Source organism: Acinetobacter nectaris CIP 110549, from assembly GCF_000488215.1.
In the GTDB taxonomy this organism is placed as follows: domain Bacteria; phylum Pseudomonadota; class Gammaproteobacteria; order Pseudomonadales; family Moraxellaceae; genus Acinetobacter; species Acinetobacter nectaris.
The window spans coordinates 75,183-92,608 of the sequence record NZ_KI530735.1 but is presented as its reverse complement, the minus strand read 5'-3'; the positions used below and the strand labels follow the sequence as shown (position 1 = coordinate 92,608).

Annotated in this window: 20 protein-coding genes; 7 read left to right on the top strand and 13 right to left on the bottom strand. The window is 38.3% G+C overall.

Translation table 11 applies throughout. The annotated features are described in order from the left end of the window. Nucleotides 1-8: 8 nt before the first annotated feature. From acpP to P256_RS10750, 5 genes are all read right to left on the bottom strand, one after another. Entirely contained in the window at nucleotides 9-245 is a 237-nt protein-coding gene (gene acpP / locus P256_RS10770; RefSeq protein WP_023273712.1) for an acyl carrier protein, read from the bottom strand. 85 nt (nucleotides 246-330) lie between these two features. Next, nucleotides 331-1,068 (bottom strand): 3-oxoacyl-ACP reductase FabG, encoded by a 738-nt coding sequence (gene fabG, locus P256_RS10765; RefSeq protein ID WP_023273711.1) that lies wholly within the window; start codon nucleotides 1,066-1,068, stop codon nucleotides 331-333. Further along, entirely contained in the window at nucleotides 1,065-2,051 is a 987-nt protein-coding gene (gene fabD / locus P256_RS10760) for an ACP S-malonyltransferase (RefSeq protein WP_023273710.1), read from the bottom strand. Before fabD ends, fabG begins: the two co-directional genes overlap by 4 nt. 151 nt (nucleotides 2,052-2,202) lie before the next feature. Beyond that, entirely contained in the window at nucleotides 2,203-2,385 is a 183-nt protein-coding gene (gene rpmF / locus P256_RS10755; protein WP_023273709.1) for a 50S ribosomal protein L32, read from the bottom strand. Between the two features lie 75 nt (nucleotides 2,386-2,460). Continuing rightward, on the bottom strand, nucleotides 2,461-3,018 hold the full coding sequence (locus P256_RS10750; RefSeq protein WP_023273708.1) for a YceD family protein: 558 nt from the start codon (nucleotides 3,016-3,018) through the stop codon (nucleotides 2,461-2,463). A gap of 95 nt (nucleotides 3,019-3,113) precedes the next feature. Here P256_RS10750 and P256_RS10745 point away from each other — a divergent pair, with 95 nt between their 5' ends. The 5 genes from P256_RS10745 (at nucleotide 3,114) to rluB (ending at nucleotide 7,020) form a co-directional block, all read left to right on the top strand. Beyond that, the gene (locus tag P256_RS10745; protein WP_023273707.1) at nucleotides 3,114-3,776 is read left to right on the top strand and encodes an elongation factor P hydroxylase; all 663 of its coding nucleotides are present in this window, start codon (nucleotides 3,114-3,116) and stop codon (nucleotides 3,774-3,776) included. A 91-nt stretch (nucleotides 3,777-3,867) separates the two neighbouring features. Next, nucleotides 3,868-4,485 carry an L-threonylcarbamoyladenylate synthase gene (locus P256_RS10740; protein WP_023273706.1) on the top strand — a complete coding sequence of 206 codons (618 nt, stop codon included), beginning with the start codon at nucleotides 3,868-3,870 and terminating at the stop codon, nucleotides 4,483-4,485. A gap of 157 nt (nucleotides 4,486-4,642) precedes the next feature. Continuing rightward, on the top strand, nucleotides 4,643-5,428 hold the full coding sequence (locus P256_RS10735; protein WP_040332209.1) for a segregation and condensation protein A: 786 nt from the start codon (nucleotides 4,643-4,645) through the stop codon (nucleotides 5,426-5,428). Nucleotides 5,429-5,431: 3 nt separating this feature from the next. After that, on the top strand, nucleotides 5,432-6,016 hold the full coding sequence (gene scpB, locus P256_RS10730; protein WP_023273704.1) for an SMC-Scp complex subunit ScpB: 585 nt from the start codon (nucleotides 5,432-5,434) through the stop codon (nucleotides 6,014-6,016). Nucleotides 6,017-6,057: 41 nt separating this feature from the next. Further along, nucleotides 6,058-7,020 (top strand): 23S rRNA pseudouridine(2605) synthase RluB, encoded by a 963-nt coding sequence (rluB, locus tag P256_RS10725; RefSeq protein ID WP_023273703.1) that lies wholly within the window; start codon nucleotides 6,058-6,060, stop codon nucleotides 7,018-7,020. Nucleotides 7,021-7,060: 40 nt separating this feature from the next. Here the strand turns inward: rluB and bioD are convergent, their stop codons facing one another. From bioD to nadA, 8 genes are all read right to left on the bottom strand, one after another. Next, nucleotides 7,061-7,702: a dethiobiotin synthase gene (bioD, locus tag P256_RS10720; protein ID WP_023273702.1), complete on the bottom strand. Its 642-nt coding sequence runs from the start codon at nucleotides 7,700-7,702 to the stop codon at nucleotides 7,061-7,063. Next, on the bottom strand, nucleotides 7,702-8,469 hold the full coding sequence (gene bioC, locus P256_RS10715; protein WP_023273701.1) for a malonyl-ACP O-methyltransferase BioC: 768 nt from the start codon (nucleotides 8,467-8,469) through the stop codon (nucleotides 7,702-7,704). Before bioC ends, bioD begins: the two co-directional genes overlap by 1 nt. Continuing rightward, a complete protein-coding gene (locus P256_RS10710; protein WP_023273700.1) occupies nucleotides 8,466-9,614 on the bottom strand; it encodes an 8-amino-7-oxononanoate synthase in 1,149 nt (382 codons plus the stop codon). The genes bioC and P256_RS10710 overlap by 4 nt, the downstream gene beginning before the upstream one ends. Continuing rightward, nucleotides 9,614-10,891 carry an adenosylmethionine--8-amino-7-oxononanoate transaminase gene (bioA, locus tag P256_RS10705; protein WP_023273699.1) on the bottom strand — a complete coding sequence of 426 codons (1,278 nt, stop codon included), beginning with the start codon at nucleotides 10,889-10,891 and terminating at the stop codon, nucleotides 9,614-9,616. The genes P256_RS10710 and bioA overlap by 1 nt, the downstream gene beginning before the upstream one ends. Before the next feature lie 85 nt (nucleotides 10,892-10,976). After that, a complete protein-coding gene (locus P256_RS10700) occupies nucleotides 10,977-11,696 on the bottom strand; it encodes an alpha/beta hydrolase family protein (RefSeq protein ID WP_023273698.1) in 720 nt (239 codons plus the stop codon). Between the two features lie 113 nt (nucleotides 11,697-11,809). Beyond that, entirely contained in the window at nucleotides 11,810-12,538 is a 729-nt protein-coding gene (locus P256_RS10695; protein WP_040332171.1) for an acid phosphatase, read from the bottom strand. A gap of 107 nt (nucleotides 12,539-12,645) precedes the next feature. Next, nucleotides 12,646-14,172 (bottom strand): L-aspartate oxidase, encoded by a 1,527-nt coding sequence (nadB, locus tag P256_RS10690; RefSeq protein ID WP_023273696.1) that lies wholly within the window; start codon nucleotides 14,170-14,172, stop codon nucleotides 12,646-12,648. Next, nucleotides 14,156-15,358 carry a quinolinate synthase NadA gene (gene nadA / locus P256_RS10685; protein ID WP_023273695.1) on the bottom strand — a complete coding sequence of 401 codons (1,203 nt, stop codon included), beginning with the start codon at nucleotides 15,356-15,358 and terminating at the stop codon, nucleotides 14,156-14,158. The genes nadB and nadA overlap by 17 nt, the downstream gene beginning before the upstream one ends. Before the next feature lie 233 nt (nucleotides 15,359-15,591). Between nadA and P256_RS10680 the strand changes: the two genes are divergently transcribed. Continuing rightward, a complete protein-coding gene (locus tag P256_RS10680; RefSeq protein ID WP_023273694.1) occupies nucleotides 15,592-16,512 on the top strand; it encodes an NUDIX hydrolase in 921 nt (306 codons plus the stop codon). Nucleotides 16,513-16,575: 63 nt separating this feature from the next. After that, nucleotides 16,576-17,424 carry a carboxylating nicotinate-nucleotide diphosphorylase gene (nadC, locus tag P256_RS10675; protein ID WP_023273693.1) on the top strand — a complete coding sequence of 283 codons (849 nt, stop codon included), beginning with the start codon at nucleotides 16,576-16,578 and terminating at the stop codon, nucleotides 17,422-17,424. The last annotated feature ends 2 nt before the right edge of the window (nucleotides 17,425-17,426 follow it).

Genomic DNA, 17,426 nt, shown 5'->3' with positions numbered 1-17,426 from the left:
ATAAGGGATTAACCTAATTTTTTAGTAACATAGTCAACTGCAGATTGAACAGTTGTCAATTCATTTGAATCTTCATCAGGAATTGTGATGTCGAAATCATTTTCAAAAGACATAACAAGTTCAACTAGATCTAAAGAGTCAGCACCTAAGTCATCTGTGAAAGATGCTTCGTTTTTGATTTCTTCAGCGCGCATACCTAGTTGTTCTGCAACTGCTTCTTTAACACGTTGTTCGATATCGCTCACAGGAAATTCTCCTCATTGCTTGTGGCGTTTAAATGCCGTTAGTTTAATGGAATAAAACAAATATTGAAAGTTTATTAGCACAGCATTAAGCCATGTATAGACCGCCATTTACATGTAATACCGTACCTGTAATGTAACTAGATTTTTCACCAGCTAAAAAACTGACCGCATCAGCAATATCTTGGGGGTTACCTAGACGTGCTAAAGCGACTTGTTCAGTCATTTTTTTACGAATTTCTTCGCTAAGTTGATCTGTCATTTCTGTTGCAATAAATCCTGGTGCAACACTATTGACTGTAATTTGGCGGCTTCCCATTTCCTTAGCTAAGCTACGGCTAAATGCCTCAATACCTGCTTTAGCAGCGGAGTAGTTTGCCTGTCCTGGGTTTGCAAAGTGTGCAACTACAGAACTAATATTAATAATTCGACCAAAACGAGCTCGTGTCATACCTTTTAAAACACGCTTAGATAGACGATATACTGCTTTTAAATGAATATTTAAAATATCATCCCAATCATCTTCGCTCATACGCAATAAAAGATTATCACGTGTAATACCTGCATTATTTACAAGTACTAATACTGAACCATATTCTTTTTCGATATGCGTTACTAATGCATCAATTGCTGTTGCATCACGTACATCTAATACAGCCCCAACACCATCTTCTGCAAACTGTGCAGTAAGTTTTTCAGCACCAGCTTCAGATGTTGCTGTACCAACAACAAAAAAACCATCATTGATAAGCTGTGCAGCAATTGCAGCACCAATACCACGGCTTGCGCCAGTGACTAAAGCAATTTTACGTTGTTCTTGAGTCATGCAATTTTTCCTTCCGCCACTAAAATTGCGTTTAGGGCATCTTCCATACGAGACTTATTATCAAGTGCAAATGTTTTCTCAATATTTGGCAAACGTTTTGCCATATTACTTAAAACATTTCCTGGCCCACATTCAACAATGTAGTCTATACCTTGATCTTGTAAAAGCTGAATTGTGCTTGTCCATTGAACAGATTTATATAATTGCTCTGTTAAAGCTTGACGTAGTTCAGCAACACTTTGTGCAGCTTTGGCATTTACATTTTGTATTACAGGAACAATAGGTAACTCAATGGCAGTTTGTTCCAAAGCTTCTGCGAACTTTTCTGCTGCTGATTTCATTAAAGAACAGTGAGAAGGTACAGAAACAGGTAATGCAATTGCTTTACCGCTCTGAGCTTTCACAGTTGCCATTACTTGTTCAACTAAGTTTGTTGTACCCGCAATAACAATTTGTCCTTTGGTATTAAAGTTAGCAGCCTCAACACTCCCCTCTCCTGTAAGAGAAGCTTGCTGACACAGCTCTAACACGTTTTCATCTGCTAAGCCTAAAATAGCAGCCATTGCACCTGCTCCCTGAGGAACTGCGTGCTGCATAAGTTGACCACGTAAATTTACTAACTTAACAGCATCTGTAAGTGTAAGTGCTTTTCCTGCAACCAATGCACTATACTCACCAAGAGAATGACCTGCTAAAAACTTTGGAGCAACGCCTCCTAAAGACAACCAAACACGCCAAAGTGCAATACTTGCTGTGAGTAATACAGGCTGAGTATTTTCAGTTTGATTTAGCCCCTCACCTGTTTGTGCAATATTCCACAAATCAAAGCCTACAGCATCAGATGCCTCAGCAAATGTTTCTCTCACTTCACTAAATTGGTCAGCCATCTCTGCAAGCATGCCAACTTTTTGTGAGCCCTGTCCAGGAAAAACAAATGCCGTTCTTTCTGCTTGAGCAGCTTGCTCAAGTTGTTTAGCAGACATATAAGAATCCTTTTTTATCTTCTTTTGAAGTTACGGGGTGCAATTTATCATTATTTTTTATACTTTTTAATTGCCAAATAGAACATTTCACGCAATAAAAAAAGGAGCTTACGCTCCCTTTTTTTATTAAGCAAATGCCTAATAGCTTCAATTATTCAGCACTTGCTTTAGCGAATAATTGACGACCACGGTAAAAACCGTCTTTAGTTACGTGGTGACGACGGTGAGTCTCACCAGTAGCTTGGTCTACAGTTAATGCATTCTCGGTTAAAGCGTCATGTGAACGGCGCATGTCACGGCGAGAGCGACTTTTACGGTTTTGCTGAACGGCCATGATGGCTCCTTACAAAAAACGAAAAAATGGATCAGAACAAAATAGTTGTCTTAACCAACAAGTATAGCATACTTTTTAGTTAAGTTTACCCTTCAAACTTGCCAATACATCAAACGGATTATCCCGTTTTTCTTCAACAACGTCCTGCTCGGTAGGTTGATGCTTATGCTCACAAACATCATGTTTAGGAGACAATGGCAACAACAATAATAACTCGTCTTCTATCAGTGCAAGTAAATCAACAACAGCAGGTTGATCAAAAGATCCCTTTGTTGAAGAATCATTTTCACCTAGAACGACGAAATCAGCATCCTCATCCAAGCGCTCTATCAGTGACTCATCTTCGACTAGCGCTAAATGAACATGAGAAACTAAAGGTTCCTCTACAGTACCTAAACAACGTTGGCACTCTAAAGGTACTTGCGTTTCCGCTTGTACATCCAACCACACTAGACGTAAATATGCGTCCATTGATAGCTTACAGTTTATTTGAACCTGTTGATGATCAACAGATTCAACGGCTTCACGAGCGATTCGAGCAAAGCGAGACAGGGGCAGTTTACCTGACCATGTAAAGCCTTGTTCAGCCCATTTAAACGGCTCAATTTGTGCCGGAAAGGTATTTGCTGACATAATTAAGGCGGCAATTCTACAAATTCATCTGAACTCTGTCAAAGTTTAAGATACAATTTCCCACTTTAAAACAGAACTATCGGGTAAATTAAGTCATGCAATCGTTGCTAAAGCAACCTAAGACTCATTCGTCATTACTTGTCTACACCCTAACCAACTTGGACTCTTGCCTACCAGCAACACAGATACAGCTATCGCCTTGGCATACATTAACGACTGAAGAATCGCAAGTGGATTGGCTTATTTTACACTTTAATCATTGGTTTTCCCACCATAATGTCAAACTAATTAAGGGAGAATACGAACCTGAATATTTTCCAGCACAAAATCAAACCCCTGCGCGCATCCAATTTGCACATGGTTTCTTTAATAGTGCCTTACATGAAATTAGCCATTGGACAATCGCAGGGAAACATCGTAGAACACTTCCCGATTTAGGTTATTGGTATGCTCCTGATGGACGAACCAAAGAACAACAGGCTGTTTTTGAACAAGTTGAAGTAAAACCTCAAGCAATTGAATGGTTGTTTGCAAAGGCTTTTGGCAGACGATTCCGCGTATCACTTGACAATTTAACAGGAGATGCAGGCGACAGTCACTACTTTAAAGACAATGTGTATCAACAAGTTAAATCTCTTTTTCTAGGCAAAACCAAGTTACCTCAGGATGCAGCTTACTTCATTTACTACATTTGTCAGAGTACTAGAAACGGACAGCTTATTTCATTCGATGAGTTTCAACGAGAAGAGCTTGACTAATTAAGCCAAATAAATACTTACAATTTATTGGTAAATTTTAAGCATTAGATACATAATACCCGCTTACTGAAGACCATTTTGGAGATAAAAAGTGCTTCACTTAAGAGTTCACCCAGACAACCCACAACCAAGGCTTATTCAACAGGCAGTGGAAAGAATTCGTAATGGTGAAGTGATTATCTACCCAACAGATACAGCCTACGCAATTGGCTGCCAAATTGGCAATAAGGCTGCAATAGAAAGAATTGCTCAAATTAGACAGTTAGACAGTAAACACCAATATACTATTTTGTGTAGCGACTTATCGCATCTTGCAAACTTTGCAAGAGTAGACAATGCAACCTATCGTCTTCTCAAGTCACATACCCCTTCAACCATTACATTTATTTTACCTGCAACAAGTGAAGTTCCTCGCCGCTTAATGCATCCTAAGAAAAAAACAATTGGTCTTCGTGTACCAGACAATACAATATGCCAAATGCTGCTTAAAGAGCTTGGTGAACCGCTTCTTACAAGTACTCTAATTTTACCAAAACAAGATGACCCACTTGACGACCCTTATGAAATTGAAATGCAACTCGAAAAACGTGTAGATGTTTTCCTAGATAGTGGATTTGGCACACTTCATGTAACTAGTATTGTAGATTTATCAGGTGATCAACCTGCTGTTATTCGTCATGGGTTTGCAGATGTAAGTGCATTTGAATAAAGTTATTTCCAAAATTAATCTCTAACTCGATTAAATATTTTTCACCTTTTTAATTTATTAACATAAATAATTCAGTTAGAATGAAATCATACGTGGCTCAACTTCGTATCAGTTGAGCTTCATCATGCTTTTGAAAATTCGCGTGGCCCAATACGACATGAACTCTCCCATCTTTCCATCGATGGATACTTCTACATCGATCCGTGTTATGGATGAATGGCAAGAAGTTATTCCTGAAGATTTATATATCCCACCTTCAGCATTTGAAATTCTGTTAGAACATTTCGAAGGCCCACTCGACTTTTTAATTTATCTCATTCAAAAAAATGGGTTTGACTTATTACAGTTAGATATTACCCCTATTGCAACACAATATCTCACCTATATAAGTGCCATGAAGTCCATGAACATTGAGCTTACTGCCGATTATATGGTGATGGCAGCACTCCTAGCAGATCTAAAATCACGTTTATTACTTCCTAAGCCTAAAGCAATAAATTTAGAAAAAGACCCTAAACAGCAGTTAATCCAAAAACTCGAAACATATTTACGCATTAAAGATGCAGCAGAAAAACTTGATGCTTTAAATATCCTCGAGCGTGATACTTTCCCCACCAATGTAACAGTCAATAATACATCTAAGACCTATGAAGGTTATGATGCGGAATCTTTAAAGCTTGCTTTACTTTGTGTTTTTAACCGTCCCGAACCCATTACACATAAAATAGAACAAGAACCTGTGCAGCTAGAAGAAAGAATTGCGTATGTACAATACTGCCTAGATACAGGTAAGACATTTACTTTCGATACGCTGCTTAAACCAAGCCAAGGAAAAATGGGAATGGTTGTGACCTTTATGGCAATTTTAGAGCTTACACGCCAAAGTAAAGTCAATATTATTTCAAATGGCGAAGAAACACCATTGGCAATTCGAGGGGCATAAAACATGACAGATATCACAACTATTTTAGAAGATGAGAATCATCATGAAGTTATTATGCAGCTAGAAGCTATTATTTTTGCAAGTGATGCACCTGTCTCAATTGCACGCTTGAAAGAAGCATTTAAAAATCAATATAATAAAACACAGCTCAGATATTTTTTAAAACAATTAACCCTATTACAGCATGGTAGATCTATCGAATTGGTTGAAACAGCACAAGGGTTTCGGTTTCAAGTTCGTGCAAAATATCGTGATATTATTGCGCAAACATGGCCAGAACGTCCGACAAAGTTATCTCCATCACTGCTCGAAACAATTGCTGTAATTGCATACCATCAACCTGTTACACGTGCAGATATTGAACAAATTCGTGGTGTAACAAATAATAGTCAAATATTGAAAAATTTATTTGATTGGAGTTGGATTAGAGAATCAGGTTTCCGTGAACTTCCAGGAAGACCTGCCTTACTTGTTACCACTCCCCAATTTTTAAATGCTTTTGGCCTGTCATCTTTAGGTCAATTGCCTTCCCTGCAGGATGCCAAGGAAGCTTTCATGACACTGGATGCCAATGCACCAAAGTCGTGAATAGGTGGACTGTTGCTTGATTAATTCTAAGGTTTACTGTTATGAGTGAAAAGTTACAAAAAGTTTTAGCCCGCGTTGGTTTGGGGTCGCGTCGCTACATGGAAGAAGTTATTGCTGCTGGCCGTGTAAGCGTCAATGGTAAAGTCGCTCAAGTGGGCGAACGCATTGAGTTTGGCGATGAACTTCGTATCGATGGTCGTAAGGTACAGTTTCAACTAGAAGAAGAAATTCGTCGTCGTGTGCTTGTTTACTATAAGCCTGAAGGTGAAATTTGTTCTCGAAATGATCCAGAGCAAAGACCTACTGTATTTGACAATCTCCCACAAATTGCAAATGACCGTTGGGTTATGGTTGGTCGTTTAGATATAAACAGTACTGGCTTATTGCTGTTCACAAATGATGGTGAACTCGCAAACCGCTTAATGCACCCTTCCAATGAAGTTGAGCGTGAATATGCTGTACGCGTTATGGGTGATCTTACCCCAGAAATGCGTCAAACTTTAATTAAAGGTGTAGAACTTGAAGATGGCCCTGCAAAGTTTGAATCAATCACAGATTTAGGCGGTGAAGGAATTAACCGTTGGTATCAAGTTGTAGTGAAAGAAGGACGTAATCGTGAAGTACGTCGCCTCTTTGAATCTCAAGAGTTAAAAGTAAGTCGTTTACTACGTACACGTTATGGTTCAGTCATTTTACCAAGAGAACTACGTACAGGTCGTTGGATTGAACTTGATAAACAAGACATCGACATTTTAGCCAAACTGGTTGAACTTAAACCACGCCAAGGTACGGGGTTATTTGGTCTTGCAAAACGTCGTGCAGACCGTATGACTGAAAAACCAATGGCAGCGCGTCGTGGTGGATATCTACGTCAACAGCGTAGAGATGAAAGTGAAGGGGCAGCGCCTACAAATAGTAAGCCTTCAAACTCATCAGAACGTCCAAAAAGACCATTAAATGTGACAAAAAAGCCAAATTTTAAAAAACGCGATCCACAGCGTTAATCAATATAAAAAAGCCTCAATAGTGAGGCTTTTTTATTGCTTAAATTTTAGGAACATCAAACCATAGCGATGTTGGGAATTGTTTTTGAACATGTTCTTTTAAATAGCGCTGTGTTTCTATTGAAATCGTCTGGTCTTCAGACTCATCATTTAAGTTATATGCAATAGCATGTAAATTTATATTTCTAGACTTCAAAGCTTCTAAACTTAACAGCGTATGGTTAATACTACCGAGTCGACCCGATGTTACTAAAATAACGGGAAACTCATATTGCTGAATATAATCAATTGTTAGTAAGTCATCAGTCAGTGGTACCATTAAACCACCCGCACCTTCTAACAGTACAAGCTCAAACTTCTCTACGAGCTGCTGTGTTGCTTTTTCTATCTTATTAAAATTAATAGGACGTTGATCCAACTTTGCAGACAAGTGTGGTGATGCAGGATAACTGAATATTTCAGGCATGGTTATTTTTTGATGGTCTTCTTCAAAAAGTGGCACACCCATAATTTCACGATGTTTTAAAATATCTTCCGAATACGCCTCATTGCCTGTTTGAATCAGTTTTTGTGTAATAACAGACTGACCTGCTTCCAAATATTGTTTCGCCAAATAGCCCGTCGCATAAGTTTTCCCAACTTCGGTATCTATACCACTAATAAAATAAACTTTATGGCTCATCAGACTCTCCGAGCAACAATATAAATAGGATGATACGTTAATGGATAATATTTTAGATCGTCTGCTCCGTTATAGCTAAATTGCTCAGTATAATCAGAATCAAACTTCTTTAAAGTATTTTTAGTCCAAGCAAAACCATTGGTATTTGCTGTTACGCCTGTTGCTTTCAAATGCTTGAGCACAGATAAAGGCTTTAGAAAATCTAAAACAATTTTATTTTCCTCAACATGCAATACATCAAAACCATGTTGTATAAGCTGCTGCTTTAAATAAGCTGAAGATGAATATGCCAAGCCCTGCCCAGTCAATGATTTAATTTCCTTTAAATTTTCTGGCCCAAAAATAGAAAATATAAACCAACCTTGAGCCTCTAAAGACTCATGAACCTTTTGAAAGAATTGCGGTAAATCATGCATCCACTGTAATGCCGAACTTGAAACAATCGCATTATTTTCTTTTGGAAAGTCAATCGTTTCTGCATCACCGATACAAAGCTCTACATGAGGAATATTTCGAAAAAAGCTTTCTATTTCAGGGTAAATATCATTCACAATATAGCGATCAACATTCAAACCATCTAATAGTCTGTGGGTGAGCATTCCTGAGCCGCAACCGACTTCAAACAGTTGTGGCAATGCTTTCCCTACATAACTTTGTATTAGTGCTGCCAAATACTCACAGATTTCATATTGTGCCGTTGCATGTTGTGTATAGCTATCTTTAGCACGTGCAAAACGTTGTTGTACTTGTTGCTTAGAAATACTCACAATATATCCACCAGCTTTTCAAGTGCTTGCTTTGGAATTGAAGCAGTAAGAGAAACCCTTAATCTTGCAGTATTTTTAGGCACAGTCGGTGGTCTTACAGGCATAATATAAAAGCCATGTGCCTGCATTTCTTTTGCCTGATTTACAGCCTTTAAACTGTCTCCAATAATAATAGGGACAAGATGACTCGTAGAGGGGCTACTATAGCCTTTTTGAATAATTTCAGACTGTAAGTAAGTACTGATTTCGCCAAGTGCATGACGTTCTCTTTGCATGGTTTGCATATGCTCAAACATAAACGTTGTCCAAGCAATATTTATTGGTGGTAATGCTGTACTAAAAATAAGTGGGCGCATTGTGTTAATTAAATAGTCACGAATAACTGGCTCACAAATTAGATATCCACCGACCGAAGCCACTGCTTTACCAAATGTTCCAACCAAAAAATCGATTTCTGAAATCACTTGGTACTGCTCTGCACACCCTAAGCCTAAATGACCTCGTACACCAATCGCATGTGCTTCATCAACATACAGCATGACTTTTGGAAATTGTTTTTTCAGTTTCACAAGCTGTGTTAAATCTGCTTCATCACCATCCATACTAAAAATACTTTCAGTGACAACAATAATCCGTTCAATCTCTACACTGTCATGATACTTTGCAATCAGTTGTGACAAATGCTCGAGATCATTATGTCTATATCTTAGATACTTACCCTGACTTAAACGTATGCCATCAATAATGCTCGCATGAACCAATTTATCTGCCAAAATAAGTGTTTGGCTATCTGCAAGTGCAGGTAAAATGCCAATATTCATGTGGTAGCCACTATTAAATAGTAGCGCAGATCTTCCTAAAAATGCATCAGAAAGTGCTTTTTCACATAATGTATATTCTTCAAAATTACCTGTAAGTAATCGTGAGGATGACGAGCTAAAGTAGTAAGATTTTTCATCCAAAAACTGTTCAGTCAAATGCCTTTTTGAAGCAAGACCTAAATAATCATTCGAAGATAAATTAAGCATGGTTTTATTTTGGATCGTAATCCAATGATCATTTTGCTGATTGGCAGTAAACTGCCTAAAATTCCCTGTAGATTTTAATAAATCTAACTTTTCTTTGTAATGTTTTAAAATAGACATTAAGCGCTCACCTGATTTTGTACGACTTCAGCAAGTTGCGTTAATAAAAATGCCAATTCATCATCAGTAATCACATAAGATGGCATGACATACATTAAACGCCCAAATGGACGAACCCAAATGCCACGGCGTACAAACTCATCTTGTAAAACTGCCATGTTCACAGCATTCTTCATCTCAACAACACCAATCGCACCCAAAACACGTACATTTGCAACCGTATCTAAATCATTTAATGGCTGTAAGTGCTTGAGTAAAGTCGCTTCGATACGCTGAATATTACTTTGCCAATCTTGAGACACCAATAATTCGGTACTTTTTAATGCCACAGCACATGCTAAAGGATTTGCCATAAATGTTGGCCCATGCATAAATACACCCGCCTCACCTGAGGAAATCACTTCTGCCATATGCGTATTTGTTAAAGTTGCTGCAAGCGTCATATATCCACCTGTTAGCCCTTTACCAATACACATAATATCAGGCTCAACATTGGCATGCTCCCAAGCAAACATTTTTCCTGTTCGCCCAAAGCCTGTCGCAATCTCATCAAAAATCATGAGTACATTATATTTTTCACACAATACTTTGGCTTGACGCAAATATTCAGGATGATAGAAACGCATACCTCCTGCACCTTGCACAATTGGCTCAACAATCATGGCTGCAATATTTTCATGATGTGTTGCCAATGTATCTGCCAATGCCTGAATATCTTCTTGAATCCAAGTCTCACCATAACGACTTTGTGGTGCAGGTACAAAATACCGAATAGGTAAACAACTGCCAAAGACTTGATGCATCCCTGTCACAGGGTCACATACCGACATCGCATTCCATGTATCGCCATGATAGCCTGAGCGTGTCGTCACAAAGTTAGTTTTTTGATGCTTTCCTTGCGCTGTCCAATATTGAACAGCCATTTTAAGTGCGACTTCAACCGATACAGAGCCAGAATCTGCATAGAAAATTTTATCAAGCGTTGGTGGTGTAATTTGAAGTAATAACTTACCAAGTTCGATCGCAGGCTCATGTGTTAAACCACCAAACATCACATGCGACATTTTATCTAATTGGTCTTTAACAGCCTGATTCAATGCTGGATGATTATAACCATGAATGGTACACCACCAAGAGGACATACCATCAATCATAGTGCGACCATCTTCTAGCTCTATGGTAGAGCCATAAGCACATTTCACCTTAAATGTTGGTAAAGGATTAAGCATAGATGTATATGGATGCCATAAATGTTTTTTATCAAATTGGTCTGTCATCCGAGCACCTTTTTTTTACAAGATCATGGCATACTAATTTCTTTTAAATCGAAAAACTATTGCTAGATACTTCAAATTTCCACAATTATTCTAGAGAACATAAGAATTTCTGAATAGCCTGCAAAGTTTCTTGCACATGAAAAATAGGAAATGCGTGACTTACATTCTGCAATACTGTAGTTGTTATAGATTTGGCAGACAACTTCCCAATATCTCCAACAACTTGGCAAGGAACTAATGTATCCTCATCACCAAATATGTAATGTATATCAAGCGAAGAATCTTTCAAATTATCGACTAAATTTAAAGACTCAAGCAAACCTAAACCCATCTTTAACTGGTCAATTGATAAGGTATCTACATGTTTTAATATAAATTGCCAATTTTGTTTTAATTGTTCTTCACCACGGCAAATATTTAAATAAAACTGTTTTAGTATCGCTTTCTCATTTGCATCATAGCCATTTCTGAATGATTCAAAGTCACTCAATGGCATTGCATATTGCCAATTTTCACGGCGCACAAAACTTGGGTTAGATGCTAAACAAATGACAGGTTTACGAATATTTTCTTTTTCAAATATTTCCAAAGCTAACCATGTTGCAAGTTGCCCACCCAATGACCATCCAACAATCACATCAGACATAAATGCCAAAGCATATGTTTTTTTAAATGCTTCGTCACTAAACGGGTCAAATATATCAATAACAGTCGCTTGGTATCCAACTTCTTTAAACTGCTCTACCAATGGATCAAGTAAGTTTTTACTTACTCCCCACCCACTTATGATTAATGCTGTTTTCATTCAAAATGATTACACGTCAAAATTTACAATCTATAGTGTAGCCCTATCTACAATAAAAAAAACCCTCTAGATAAAGTGGCATCTAGAGGGGTTTTAAAACGATAAAACTTAAATTATTTTACTTTCTTCTGAATTTCGCGTTTTGCTTCTTCTAATGTTTTCATAAAGTTTTTGTCTGCATGTAAACGTGCAACTTCTGCAGAACCTGTAATACGACCCATATCTACATCACTTTGCCAATGTACACCACAAATCACACGGCTTTGACCAAACTCATAACCACGTTTTAAGATTTCATTTTGGCGCTCAGGACGAATCTCAGCCAAAATTAATGCTGTAGACCAACCAATTGTTGTATGGCCTGACGGGTAAGAACCATTTTTACTTAAAACAGCTTCTTCGTTTGGTGTACATGAATGAGAGTTAAAGAACACGAATGGGCGTAAACGCATATAATGCTCTTTCGCTGCTTTTGTTGCATAGCTACCACTATCAGTACGTAATTTTCTTAAAATTTCATACGTAATTGGTGTATTTGTTGGTGAAATTTCTACACCAAATGCTTCCGAAAATGGTTTGCCTGTATTTGCATCAGACAAATCTGCATCTTCCGCAGCTTGTTTCCAACGCTCTGTACCAATCATGCTACGTGCTTGATCATATGCAGCTTTATCACGTAAGAAATCTATGCTGTTATATGCAGGTGGTGGTGGAATAATTGCCAAACTATCAGGTGCTTGATCTGGTTGTAAAAAAGAATTAGAAGGTGTTTCTGCCGCAGAAGTGAATGTCGAGAAACTCATGCACGCCATTACAGCACAAAGAAGTGTTTTAGTTTTCATACGTTCTATTTTCTTAAAGTAGGTGTCTATGTGGATCACACGATACGATATAAATTTGACAAAAACATGACAAAAATATACACGAAAATAAATTTAGTATTATTTACTTACACTTCTTCATGTATTGAATAAAATACATCGTGCATGACACTTGGATATTCCTGATTAAAGTGTGCACCACGACTTTCTCTACGATTGAGTGCTCCTTTAACCATGAGCAATGCTGTCGTAATCATCTTATTTGCAGGAAATGCTTTCTTCCAAGTAACCAACTGAGCATACAATCTCATTAAGCCTTCTTCAGTACGAACAATACCAAAATAACGACTCATCCATTGTTGAAGTATTTCATGAGAAAAATCTACTTCTGATGTAGTGGCAGCATTCAATGGTTTTTGTGCAAGTACTTGTATTTCATTTAGATGAGGAATATTCCACACTGCTTGTTCAACCATATCTTGTGCAGCAGAACGACCAACAACAATACATTCAAGCAATGAGTTACTCGCTAAACGATTTGCGCCATGCAACCCTGTACATGCCACTTCACCCACAGCATATAAATGCTCAATATCGGTATGCCCCAGTGCATCTGTGAGAACACCGCCACAACTATAATGAACTGTAGGTGCAACAGGAATCATTTCATGACAAATATCTAAACCCAATGAATGGCATTTTGCATAAATTGCAGGAAAATGATTTTGGATAAACTCAGCATCTAAATGAGTCATATCTAAAAACACAGGTTGCTGATTTTGTTTTAATATTTCCTTAGAAATTGCACGCGCAACAATATCTCTTGGTGCGAGTTCTGCACGTTCGTCATAGTCTGGCATAAAGCGATGCCCATCGACATTACGTAAGATTCCACCCTCTCCACGCAATGCTTCAGAAATAAGAAAACCATCTGCATTTGGTATAGCAAGTCCTGTCGGATGAAACTGAATAAATTCTAAGTTTGCAATACGGCAACCTGCCTCCCAAGCCAATGCAACACCTTCACCTTTTGACGTAATTGGATTGGTTGTTCTTTCAAATAGCTGTCCAACACCACCTGTTGCAAGGACAGTATGCTTTGCAATAAATGCGCGTTGCTCATCATCTTTGCGACACACAACCCCTTGGCAATTCTTTTCGCGAGTGATCAGAGACTCAACATCATAGCCAATCAAGCAATCAATATGTGCAGCATTTTCAAGTTGTTTTACCAAAGCCTGAATAACCGACTTTCCTGTATGGTCTGCAACATGCACAATACGTCGATGGTCATGCCCACCTTCTTTGGTTAGATGTAATACGTCTGTCTCAAGACTTGGGTCTACATCAAATACCACACCCTGTTGCTGTAACCATTCAATTGCTTCAGGCGCTTGCTCTAAAATCTTTCGGGTATTCTCGACATGGCATAAACCTGCACCTGCTATACACGTATTCTCGACATGATTTTCTATCGTGTCCGTTTCAGCCAAAACAGCTGCTATACCACCTTGCGCCATATAGCTTGAACAAATATGAATGTCATCTTTTAAAAACAAACCCACACGCATATTCTGAGGCAAAGACAATGCAACTGTTAAACCTGCTAAACCTGCACCAACAATAACGACGTCATACTCAAAACTTTGTACCATGTTGCTGCTCCATTAGCCATGCTTTAAAAGATTGCGCTCCTGCGTTTAAAGCTTGTTTATTTTCTTGATTAAATTTCTGATATTTTTCAGAAAAATTTAGCATTTTTAAAATTGGTTTTTCGGCTGCTACAATTAAATCTGCATCTAGCTCAACACGATTATGCTGATGTTTTAATACATTTAGACAGGCTTCCAAACCATTCATTGCCATCCATGGGCAAAATGCACAAGATTTACATGTTGCACCATTGCCTGCTGTAGGTGCTGCAATAAACTGTTTCTCAGGTGCTTGTTTTTGCATTTCATGTAAAATTCCCAGATCTGTAGCAACAATAAATGTTTGGTTCTCGTACTGTGTAACAGCTTTAAGTAACTTACTGGTCGAACCAATAACATCTGCATGTGCGACAACCTCAGCAGGTGACTCAGGGTGTACCAAAACCAATGCATCTGGATGTTTTTTCTTTAAATGCTCAAGCTCGATACTTTTAAACTCGTTATGGACAATACAAGAGCCTTGCCATAACAGCATATCTGCACCTGTTTCTGCTTGAATATAGCTTCCTAAATGACGATCAGGCCCCCAAATAATTTTTTTTCCCTGTGCATGTAAATACTGCACAATTTCAATAGCAATCGAAGATGTAACAATCCAATCTGCACGTGCTTTCACCTCTGCACTGGTATTTGCATATACCACAACTGTGCGGTCGGGATGATCATCACAAAACTTTGAGAATTCATCAATTGGGCAACCCAAATCGAGTGAACACGTAGCGTCCAAATCAGGCATAAGTACTGTTTTATGCGGACTTAATATTTTAGCCGTTTCACCCATAAAGCGAACACCTGCAACAAGAAGGGTCTCGGCAGGATGTGACTTACAAAACTTCGCCATTTCGAGTGAATCACCTACCATTCCACCCGTTTCTAAAGCTAAATCTTGTAGTTCAGGCTCTACATAATAGTGTGCAACCATCACTGCACGGCGTTCTTTGAGTAATTGTTTAATTTCTTCAATATAGTGTTGTTGTTTTTCTTGCTCTATTGGCTGTGGCACTTTCGCCCACGCATTATGCAAAGTACAGCTATTTTCAGCTTGCTGTTCTTTGGCATCAGTTAAATACGTTTGCATGAAATCCAACGATGGCTTTTCATAGGGATAATGCTCAATAGCGTTTTTCATTACATTCATCCAAATTACTTCTTCGCCAATTATGCTCACAATGAGTATATAAATTCAAATTATTTTTACTCAACCTGAGTATAAATTAATTAAAGTAATGATATATATAGTTTTTTAATTTTAAAAGTTATAATATTTTTAATTTTTTCAGAAGTATTCAAGAAGTCATCTGTTTCAAATACAATAAACACGATGAAATTCAATAATGCGATATAAGAGAACATAAAATATATATGGTTCAAGAAACAACCACCGAGCTTGTTGCTGTACTTATTGCAGTGACACACTTTTCAGCACGTGTTTTAACAATTCATGAGGGCGATCTATTACCCTTTGGCCCACTTACACCTATTCATCACTCACTACAAGCAGGTGCTCGTACATGGGTACAGCAACAAACAAGACAACCTCTTGGCTATATGGAGCAGCTATACACTTTTGTAGATATTAAACGCTCAAAAACCATTGGCTACCCTGTGGTATATGTCAGTTATTTAGGCCTTGTCAAAGAAGCAGATGAAGAAAAACTTGCTTTAGATGCCAAGTGGCATGACTGGTATGACTACTTCCCTTGGGAGGATAAACGAACACCTCAAGCCAATGAAAATACTCGATTAATTATCACTAAAATACAAGACTGGATTGACTCCTCATCGAATACTGAAATACATCTACAGCGTACTCAGCGTATGAATTTGTGTTGGGGTCTAAATGGTCATGAATGGCAAGAAGAGAATGTACTTCTACGCTATGAACTCATGTATGAAGCAGGACTTATCGCTGAGTCTCCATATTTTAATCACCAGTTGCCTGAAAAAATTACAGGACAACCAATGCACAACCATCATCGCCGAGTACTTGCTACAGCCATGACACGACTACGTGCCAAGTTAAAATATCGTCCTGTTATTTTCGATCTTATGCCACCTGAATTCACACTTTTACAGCTACAAAAAAGCTTAGAAGCACTTACAGGTATCGAGCTTCACAAACAAAACTTTAGGCGCTTCATACATAATCAAAATTTGATTGAAGCAACAGGTAAAGAAGCCATTGTAGAACGTGGTCGACCTGCTCAGCTTTACTGCTTTAAAAAGAATGTACTCCAAGAAAGTCTGCTGTCAGGCTATAAACTCCCTGCTGCCAACAATTAAAAAGATTGCATCGTTGTAAATTTCCAACATATACTCTATATGAGCATATATTGGAGATTTACTATGCATTACGCATTGCCTGACGTTATTTTACAACCACTTGTAGATGCAGCTTTAAGAGAAGATTTAGGACGACGTGGCGATGTAACATCTGAAGCAGTCATTCCCGCTCAGAAAGAAGCAAAGCTGCATATTGTGGCTCGTGAGTCAGGTGTTCTATGCGGTATAGATTTAGCACGACTTACTTTTAAAACCATGAATGCTCACCTTGAGTTTCATGCACACCTCGAAGATGGTGCTGCACTTGCACCCAATACCATTATTGCGTCTATTCAAGGTAATGCACATGCCATTTTAAGTGCAGAGCGTACAGCACTGAATTTCCTTACACATCTCAGCGGTATTGCTACCACAACCCACGAAATCCAAAGCAGTATTTCTCATACATCTACACGCTTAACATGTACACGAAAAACGATTCCCGGTTTAAGAGATGTTCAAAAGTATGCCGTACGTACAGGTGGTGGGCGGAATCATCGCATGGGACTCGATGATGCTATTTTAATTAAAGATAATCATATTGCACTTTCAGGTGGAGATATTGTTTCCACCATCCAAAAAGCCAAAGCATATGCAGGACATCTAATCCCTGTAGAAGTCGAAGTAGATACACTAGAACAACTTCAACTTGTATTACAAGAAGGCGTATCACTGGTGTTATTAGACAATATGTCTCCTGAGATACTCAAAAAAGCTGTTGCAATGTGTGAAGGCAAAGCAGCAACAGAAGCATCAGGTGGTATTACTCCTCAAACTGCTAAAGCCGTTGCAGAAACAGGAGTTAACTTTATGGCACTTGGCTATCTGACACACAGCGCACGCTACCTAGATATCGGGTTAGATTATTTATAATT